The following is a 9,044-nucleotide window of genomic DNA, read 5'->3' as shown; positions in this document are numbered from 1 at the left end:
TTACCTCTGAGGAAGGGATACTAAAAAGAAAACAGCGGGCTACCGACGTAGAGCCCGTCTTCGGCCATCTCAAATACAACAAAAGAATGGGCAGGTTCCTGCTCAGAGGCAAAGAAAAGGTCGAAATAGAAACAGGCCTGTTAGCCATCGCTCACAACCTGGCCAAAAAGGCCGGGTAAAACCTCCTCGCTCTACTTTTTCAGCCTTAGCGGACATTTTTCTCCCCCCAATAATCCCAATTCGCTAAAAATCAGCCGAGAAATCACTAAACTTTACGCTGACTGAAAGTCAAAAAAAATGGAGACCAAAAACTGAAAATCGGCCTCCATTGCGTAAATTCGGCTATTCAAATTTTAAAATGAAATTTTGAGACAGCCTCATTTTTTCAATGAAAAATTCGAGTTTCCTTTGGGAACACTAAAAAAATATTTTTATGAAAACACAAAACACAAAACACAAATTTGGTTTCTGACTTGGTTTTTACCCTTAATCATGACTGCTTGTATTGACGAAGTTCCTTAGGAGCTTGATCTTGAGTTAAAAGTCAAAGAACTTTCAAAAAAGTATGGTATTAAAGCTGAAAAGGTGGATTATTTTGAAAATTCAAATAATAATGCCATAAATCTCGAATTTATTGAATTGGAGGCTTTTTTAAAGTATCAAAGGCAAAGTATGTTGGGGGAAAAGGAAATTGATTTTTCAGAAGTGTCTGAAATTTTCCGCAAAAATGACATTCCATTTAATCTTGGAAATGAAGAAATATCTGGGCTAAGATTAACTGATAATCTAGGAAATAAAGTTAGGATTCTATGCTTCGAAAACTCTCATAACGTAAGGGTTAAAATTCCGGCGATGGTATTACCTGGTGATGACTTAAATGGAGTTGAGATTATATTAGGTGTTGGTGGTGGGAATTTGAACTCGCAATCTTTTGGGATGTATGGGTTTTATCCATTTTTGGGAGTAACTAACAATATTGTAAATCCAGAATTTGGTTCAAGCGCATATAGTAATGGTTCCTATGGTTTCGTAATCGATTATACCGTTTCTTTCAATTTGTTTATTGACGGTACAGCTTTTCTTAACTATGCATCTTACAGCATTAAAGTAAGAATTAATGGATGTACTGGTGAGGTATCTTGGTATTATGCAATCCCTTAAACTCTTTATTATGGAAACTTATATTTATTTAATTGTAGTCGGGATAATTTTCTTAGTAATTATAGCCCTATGTGTTATAATTCTGAAAAATGGGTTCGGGATTACCAAAGGTTTATTCAGCAAAAGAAAAAAAGAAAGCGATATTTGAGATTAAATTGGAGAATTAATTTAATTGTATGAGAGGCTTCGGCCTCTTTTTACTTTTTAACTTCCCCCTTTTCCAACTCGAAAAAGAAAACCTCCGCATCCAGCTTACCCAAAATGGCCTTGGACCGCTCAGGCCGGGCATCGGTTAGGAAGATTTGCCCAAAGGTTCCTTTGGACACCAATTCCATCAGTTTGGAGATGCGCTCGTCGTCAAGTTTGTCAAAAATATCATCCAGCAGGAGTAGGGGTTTTTCTCCTTTGTACTCTTCGAAAATCTGGAATTGGGCCAGCTTCAGGGCAATGATAAAGGACTTCTGCTGTCCCTGACTGCCGATCTTTCGGATCGGGTGCTCGCCGATCAGGAAGTCATAGTCATCCTTGTGGATTCCGGCATTGCTGTTTTTGGTGGCCAGGTCTTTTTGCCGCAGGCTAAGAAAATATTCCGAGAAATCCGGTTGCAAGGCTTCGGTTTGATAGCTCACCGATACTTCCTCCGTGCCGTTGGAGATTTCCGAATAATGGTCCTGAAAAAGAAAAGCCATTTGCTCCAAGAGTTCCGCCCGGCGGTTTGCAAGGATTATGCTCAGTCGAATGAGTTCCTGATCGTAACTTCCCAGCAAGGTCAAATCCCGTCTTCCTGTTTCCGCAAATTGCTTTAGTAAGGCATTCCGTTGTTTAAGAAAATGGTGATATCGGATCAGTTGATCCAAATAGGGATGATCGAGCTGAGAGATCATTCCGTCAAAAAACTTCCGACGACCTTCACTACCTCCTTTGATCAACTCAGTATCGTCCGGGGCGATCAAAACGAGCGGGATCAGACCTACGTGTTCACTGGTTTTGTCCAGTGCTTTTCCGTTTTGGTAGATCAGCTTTTTCTTGCCTGCCTCGAAGGTACAGCGGACTTCCAGGGATTTTTCCTCGATCTGAAACTTCCCTTTGATGGCAAAAAAGTCCTGACTGTGTGAGATGTTCAGCGTGTCGCTGCTTTGCACCGCACTTTTTGTCAAAGATAAATAATGGATGGAATCCAGGATATTGGTTTTGCCGCTGCCATTCAGCCCCATGAAGCAATTGAGCTGCGTGCTGAACTTCAGGCTGGTTTTGAGGTGATTTTTAAACTGGATTAAATCGATGGACTCCAAATGCATGCGGAGGGAATTATTTGAGTGGCTACCTGATTTTTAGGTCGGGATTGCTATATTTGAGGCCTAAAATAGCATATTTTGATCAGTACGATATGGCAAAGAAAACTGCAGCGACCAAGTCCAAAGTAAAATATTCAAAGGAGACCTATACTTTCTGGTACGAAAGTATGCTCTTAATGAGGAGGTTCGAGGAGAAAGCCGGACAACTTTACGGTCAGCAAAAAATCCGTGGATTCTGTCATTTGTATATCGGACAGGAGGCTTGTGCTTCCGGTTCCATTAGTGCATTGACCAAAGATGATAAGTGGATCACCGCATACAGATGCCACGCTCATCCACTGGGATTGGGCACCGACCCGGGAGCTGTGATGGCGGAATTGTTTGGAAAAGCGACTGGAACGACAAAAGGAAAAGGTGGGTCGATGCACATTTTTGACAAAGAGCGGAATTTTGCCGGAGGTCACGGAATCGTAGGAGCGCAAGTTCCGATGGGGCTGGGTCTTGGGTTTGCTGAGAAATACATGGGCACCAAAAATCTGGCAATTTGCTACATGGGTGACGGTGCAGTGCGTCAGGGTGCGGTACATGAGGCATTCAACTTGGCGATGCTCTACAAAACCCCGGTGATCTTTGTAATCGAAAACAACGGTTACGCGATGGGAACTTCCGTAGCGAGAACGTCCAATGTGACGGAACTCTATCAAATCGGAGAAGCCTACGATATGCCTTCCTTCCCGGTGGATGGAATGAATGTAGAAGCTGTGCATGAGGCAGTAGCTGAAGCGGCAGAACGTGCCAGAAGAGGTGATGGGCCGACTCTGTTGGAAATGAGAACCTATCGCTACAAAGGCCACTCCATGTCAGATCCACAAAAATACCGAACCAAAGAGGAAGTGGAAGAATACAAGCAGCGCGATCCGATCGAGCAGGTTTTAGCTACGATAAGGGAAAATAAAATTCTTTCTGAAGAAGAAATCGAAGCCATCATCAAAAAAGTGAAAAAGCAAGTAGACGATGCGGTGAAATTTGCCGAGGAGTCACCGTTTCCTGATGGACAGGATGCTTTCAAAGACGTCTACGTTCAGGAAAATTATCCTTTTGTAATGGAATAAACCGAGTCAAAAGACACAGAAAGCCATGAAGTCTTTCCAGAGTTCATGGCTTTTTTGTTTGGGCTTGTGTATTTGATAAAAACCGTATATTTGCGACCGAAATTTGAGTAACATGGCAACTAAGCAATCTAAAAAAGCAACCCAAAACGAGGTCTTGGAAAATCCGGAAGTGCTCGCAGAGCGAATCGGCAGAGGTGAGGCTTTTTTAAAGAAAAACAGTAAAATTTTGGGCGGTGTCATCGCGGTGGCGATTGTCTTGATCGGGGGAATCCTTTTCTTTCAGATTAATACCCAAAATCAAAATGAAAAAGCACAGGCTGAAATGTTTCAGGCAGTTTACTTCTTTGAGCAGGACAGTGTGGAGTTTGCCATCAATGGTGACGGAATCAACAAGGGCTTTTTGAGCATCGTGGAAGACTATCCGAGAACGGATGCCGCCAATCTTGCACACTTCTATTTAGGTTCTATTTACCTTTCACAAAAAAAATTCCAGGAGGCAATCACTCATCTGGAGAATTTTTCTTCAGACGATTACCTGGTTCAGTCTAAGGCTTATGCTTTGATTGGGGATGCGAATCTCGAACTTGGAAATTTTGATCAGGCAATCTCAAATTACACCAAAGCTGCCCGTACCAACGAAAATAAATATACTTCTCCAAAGTATCTGGCAAAGCTCGCTGTAGCGCAGGAAGAAGCCGGCAAAATCGCCGATGCAATCGCTACCTATACCGAGATCGAGGAAAAATATTACGAGTCATTCGAATATGCTGCGGCACGAAAACATAAAGCGCGCTTGGAAGGCCTTGCCGCTAAGTAATGCCGGTGTGTACCGCATAAATTAGAAGAGTAGGGCCTTGGGTCTTACTCTTTTTTTATTTCCACTACTTATAATTCAAAAAATTCATGGCAACTACCCTAAAAAACCTCAGCGAGCACAGCTCGAAAAATATTCAGGATATCAGTTCCAAAAAATTTGCAATTATCGTTTCAGAATGGAATGAAGAGGTAACAGAAGCACTTTACTCCGGAGCATATCAGACACTGCTTCAGCATGGAGCCAGCAAAGAAAATATCATCCGTAAGGATGTTCCCGGTTCCTTCGAACTAAGCTTAGGAGCACAATGGTGTGCCCAGGATGGAAGTATTGACGCAGTAATTTGTTTGGGATGCGTCATTCAGGGAGAGACCCGACACTTTGACTTCATCTGTGATGCAGTGGCTCATGGCATAACTAATGTCGGACTAAAGTACAACAAGCCGGTGATTTTTGGAGTTCTGACTCCTAATACCCAGAAACAAGCCATGGATCGCGCAGGTGGCAAGCATGGGAATAAAGGTGACGAAGCAGCAATCACTGCCATCAAAATGCTCGGATTCAATAATTAAGCAAGAAATAAGAATCAAGACACAAGAGATAAGAAATCCGGACCTAGTTTGCTCCACCTAGTGAGTACCGGGCATGCTACCTTTCTTTTTCAAACCTATCAATAAAATTATGAAAATCATGAAATTCGGGGGTACCTCTGTGGGTCGGCCCGAGCGAATGCATCAGGTCAAAGATCTGATTACCCGAGGCGATGAGCCGACGATTGTCGTGCTCTCTGCACTTTCCGGGACCACTAACGCACTAGTAGGAATCAGCGATGCCTTGGCAGCAGGGGACAAATCCTTAGCCAAAGAGCGAATCGATGCGCTACATGCTCACTACTTGGAGTTTTATCCTGCCTTACTCAAAAAAGCTCCAACTCAGGCAAAAGCTGAAGCGATCATCCGGGAACATTTTGAGTTTTTGAATATCCTCCTGAAAATCTCTTTCAATGAAGCGATTAACCGGGATATTTTGGCTCAGGGTGAATTGATTTCCACCAAGTTGTTTTACACACTTTTGGAAGAACTGGAAATCCCGGCCGTTTTCCTGCCTGCCTTGGACTTTATGAGCATCGATGAAAATTCCGAACCGGAATTGGGCAAAATCTCCGAAAAACTTACAGCGATTCTTTCTAAATATCCGGATGGAAGACTATTCATCACCCAAGGGTACATCTGCAAAAACCATAAAAACGAAGTGGATAACCTCAAGCGTGGAGGTAGCGACTATACCGCTTCGCTGATCGCAGCAGCCATCAAAGCATCAGTTTGTGAGATCTGGACCGATATCGATGGCATGCACAACAATGATCCTCGAATCGTAGATCGAACAAGGCCGATTGCGGAACTTTCATTTGACGAAGCAGCTGAGTTGGCCTATTTTGGCGCCAAAATCCTTCATCCGGCTTCCATTTGGCCTGCACAGCTTCACAAGGTGCCGGTAAGGTTGCTCAACACGATGGATCCTTCCGCACAAGGCACGCTGATCAAAGAAACTGTAGAATCGAGAGGTGTAAAGGCCATTGCAGCAAAGGATGGAATCACCGCCATCAAAATCAAATCCAGCCGCATGCTTTTAGCTTATGGGTTTTTGAGGAGGATTTTTGAAGTCTTCGAAAAGTACAAGACCCCGATTGACATGATTACCACTTCCGAAGTGGCTGTATCGGTGACCATCGATGACTTAAGCCATTTGGAGCAAATCATCGCAGAGTTGCGGGCTTTTGGGACCGTAGAAGTTGACCGCGATCAGGCCATCATCTGTATTGTGGGAAACATGGTCTCTGAGACCAAAGGAGCAATCAAATCCGTGATGGATTCCCTTGTGGATATTCCTATTCGGATGGTTTCCTATGGAGGCAGCCGTCACAATGTTTCCATCTTGGTAGATGCACAATATAAAATTCCAGCATTGAAAAGCTTGAATGAGGGGGTTTTTAGATGGTAAGTAAGTTCAATATTGGAAGATTTGAAAATTGAAAAATTGCAAAGACCTCAATTGAATAAATATAAATATCAGAAAGATGAGAAGGGCTGGAATATTTTTCTGGCCCTTTCTTTTGGAATCAATCTCATTACTTTTGTTCAATGCAAAAACCAAACGAAAAACCCGGATTTCTTCAGCGCCTACAGACTAAGTGGAAACTAGATAGTCTGCTTCAGGTGGTTTTGGTGTTGATTGTATTTGCCTGTACAGGTTTTACCATTTTGTTCATCAAAAATCCAATCCTAAACTTCTTTGGCATCGAGCGGGGTGGAGGACAAGGCTTTGCCAATACCGTTCTTTACTTGATTCTGATCCTTCCACTTTATCAGATCTTTCTCCTGATTTATGGCTTTATCTTTGGTCAGTTCAACTTCTTCTGGGAAAAAGAAAAACAGATTTTTAGGAGAATTGGAACTATGTTTAAATCAAAAAAATAAATCACTTTTTTAAAAAATCACTGGGGCTAAAAGATCGGTAAAACTTTGCAACCTTAAAACTTTACTACGTTTCAACCTCTTTCAGCTAATCCGGCTCCAATTCATCGCAGTAGTCTTCTGCTGCTTCACCTGCCTTAAAATCGCGGCATTTTCTGGCTGACTGAGTTCAGGATCATTCGTCAAAAGCTGCTGTGCCGCATCTCTTGCTAAAGTCAAAAGAGGCGCATCGTTGCTCAAGTCCGCAATCAACAAATCCGTAATTCCACTTTGCTGCGTTCCCATCAAATCTCCGGGACCTCGTAGTCTCAGATCCACATCCGCAATCTCGAAACCGTCATTTGTCCTTACCATGGTCTCCAGGCGCACCCTGGAATCCTTGGATAGCTCGTATTTACTCATCAGTACACAATAGCTTTGCTCCGCACCTCGACCCACTCGACCGCGCAACTGATGAAGCTGTGAAAGTCCAAATCGCTCTGCATTTTCGATGATCATCACGGAGGCATTTGGTACGTTGACTCCCACTTCGATCACTGTGGTAGCTACCATGATTTTGGTTTCACCTTTGATAAATCGCTGCATTTCGTAGTCTTTGGCATCCGATTTCATCCCCCCATGGACGATGCTGAGCGGGTATTGAGGAAAAGCACGGGAAATGCTTTCGTACCCATCCATCAAATTCTTTAAATCCATCTTTTCCGATTCCTCGATCAAGGGATAAACAATATAGACTTGCCGGCCTTTTTTCACCTCCTCATTGATAAAGCCGAAGACTTTCAGTCGATCCTTATCGTAGCGATGGACCGTCTGGATGGGTTTCCGCCCGGCAGGAAGTTCATCGATCACAGAGACGTCCAGATCGCCGTAAAGTGTCATGGCAAGCGTCCTGGGAATCGGTGTTGCCGTCATAACCAAAACGTGCGGGATGAATGCCTCATTTTTTGCCCAAAGCTTTGCCCGCTGTGCCACTCCGAATCGATGCTGCTCATCCACGATAGCCAAGCCCAGATTTTTGAATTGTACGATATCCTCTAAAAGCGCATGGGTACCGATCAGGATTTTCAATTCTCCTGTGAGGAGTTCCTCATGAATGACTTTACGGGCTGATTTCTTTGTGGAACCTGTCAAAAGGGCAATTTTCAACCTCATCATATCAGCATATTCCTTCAGGCCTTCATAATGCTGATTGGCCAAAATCTCAGTCGGAGCCATCAGGCAAGCTTGCGCACCGGAGCCAATCGCAATCAGCGTGCAAATAAAAGCTACCATGGTTTTTCCGCTTCCTACATCTCCCTGAATTAATCGATTCATTTGCTTGCCAGACTTCATGTCTGTGAAGGATTCCCGGATCACCCGCTTCTGTGCATTGGTAAGCTCGAATGGAATATGATTTTTATAGAAATCAGTCAACAATTCAGTGTTAGAAAGCACTTGTCCTCGGGATTTTTCCGTTCGGGCTACTTTCATTTTGAGAAGTCTGAGTTGCAAATAAAAAAACTCTTCAAACTTCAGCCGTTTCCGCGCTTGATGGAGCAAATCCGGTGCGGTGGGAAAGTGAATCTGGCGGATAGCTTCCTGCTTGCCGATGAGTTGATAGTGGTCAAGGATTTCCTGCGAAAGGGTCTCAGGTATGTGGGGATAAACAGCCGGAACCAGAACTTCCTGAATTTTTGAAATTCCTCTGGAATCCAAAAATCTCGCCCGAAGTTTTTCTGTGGTGGAATAGACCGGTTGAAAATTATTCCGCTGCTCGTTGGCCGAAGTCACCGGTTCCATTTCGGGATGCGCCATGCTCCATTTTCGACCATATTGAGCGGGTTTTCCAAGGAAAATAAATGCTGCGCCCGGAGGAAGTTTTTTTTGAACCCACTGGATCCCTTTAAACCAAGTCATCTCCATTTCTCCCGTGTCATCAAACACGTGAGCAACCAACCTTTTTTTGCCACCAGACCCAATCAGTTCGACTTTTTTGATCCGGGCGATGACCTGGACATTTTCCAAATCATCTGTGAGTTCTCGGATTTTGAAAAACTTCGTGCGATCCTCATAGCGGAAGGGATAGTGCTGCAGCATTTCCCCATACGTAAAAATATTCAGCTCCTTGTTGAGCAACTCGGCTTTTTGTGGGCCGACACCTTTCAGGTATTCGATTCTTGTGTCAAAAATTCCGGTCAATGGCGCTGGT

The 9,044-nt window shown here is 43.6% G+C and carries 9 protein-coding genes; 7 read left to right on the top strand and 2 right to left on the bottom strand.

Annotated elements, in window-relative coordinates; all coding sequences use genetic code 11:
• On the top strand, positions 1-179 hold a 179-nt coding region (locus C4S61_RS17080; protein WP_200820605.1), incomplete at its 5' end, for a transposase.
• A 406-nt stretch (positions 180-585) separates the two neighbouring features.
• A complete protein-coding gene (locus tag C4S61_RS17075; protein ID WP_103926017.1) occupies positions 586-1,161 on the top strand; it encodes a hypothetical protein in 576 nt (191 codons plus the stop codon).
• A 197-nt stretch (positions 1,162-1,358) separates the two neighbouring features.
• Here the strand turns inward: C4S61_RS17075 and recF are convergent, their stop codons facing one another.
• Complete coding sequence (gene recF, locus C4S61_RS17070; protein WP_103926016.1) at positions 1,359-2,459, bottom strand: DNA replication/repair protein RecF; 1,101 nt, start codon at positions 2,457-2,459, stop codon at positions 1,359-1,361.
• Positions 2,460-2,548: 89 nt separating this feature from the next.
• Between recF and pdhA the strand changes: the two genes are divergently transcribed.
• The 5 genes from pdhA to C4S61_RS17045 all read left to right on the top strand — a co-directional run bounded on the left by pdhA (position 2,549) and on the right by C4S61_RS17045 (position 6,859).
• On the top strand, positions 2,549-3,568 hold the full coding sequence (gene pdhA / locus C4S61_RS17065; protein ID WP_103926015.1) for a pyruvate dehydrogenase (acetyl-transferring) E1 component subunit alpha: 1,020 nt from the start codon (positions 2,549-2,551) through the stop codon (positions 3,566-3,568).
• Between the two features lie 112 nt (positions 3,569-3,680).
• Positions 3,681-4,385, top strand: coding sequence for a tetratricopeptide repeat protein (locus C4S61_RS17060; RefSeq protein ID WP_103926014.1), 705 nt, complete (start codon positions 3,681-3,683; stop codon positions 4,383-4,385).
• Between the two features lie 86 nt (positions 4,386-4,471).
• Positions 4,472-4,954, top strand: coding sequence for a 6,7-dimethyl-8-ribityllumazine synthase (gene ribH, locus C4S61_RS17055; RefSeq protein WP_103926013.1), 483 nt, complete (start codon positions 4,472-4,474; stop codon positions 4,952-4,954).
• A 109-nt stretch (positions 4,955-5,063) separates the two neighbouring features.
• Positions 5,064-6,383 carry an aspartate kinase gene (locus C4S61_RS17050; RefSeq protein ID WP_103926012.1) on the top strand — a complete coding sequence of 440 codons (1,320 nt, stop codon included), beginning with the start codon at positions 5,064-5,066 and terminating at the stop codon, positions 6,381-6,383.
• A 140-nt stretch (positions 6,384-6,523) separates the two neighbouring features.
• Positions 6,524-6,859: a DUF6787 family protein gene (locus tag C4S61_RS17045; protein WP_103926011.1), complete on the top strand. Its 336-nt coding sequence runs from the start codon at positions 6,524-6,526 to the stop codon at positions 6,857-6,859.
• An 81-nt stretch (positions 6,860-6,940) separates the two neighbouring features.
• Here C4S61_RS17045 and recG read toward each other — a convergent pair whose 3' ends face one another.
• A complete protein-coding gene (recG, locus tag C4S61_RS17040; protein WP_103926010.1) occupies positions 6,941-9,034 on the bottom strand; it encodes an ATP-dependent DNA helicase RecG in 2,094 nt (697 codons plus the stop codon).
• Between the last annotated feature and the right edge of the window lie 10 nt (positions 9,035-9,044).

The sequence above is a fragment of the Algoriphagus boritolerans DSM 17298 = JCM 18970 genome (assembly GCF_900108085.1).
GTDB classification, from domain to species: Bacteria; Bacteroidota; Bacteroidia; order Cytophagales; family Cyclobacteriaceae; genus Algoriphagus; species Algoriphagus boritolerans.
The sequence above is the reverse complement of the archived record's forward strand: the minus strand, read 5'-3'. Positions and strand labels throughout refer to the sequence as shown.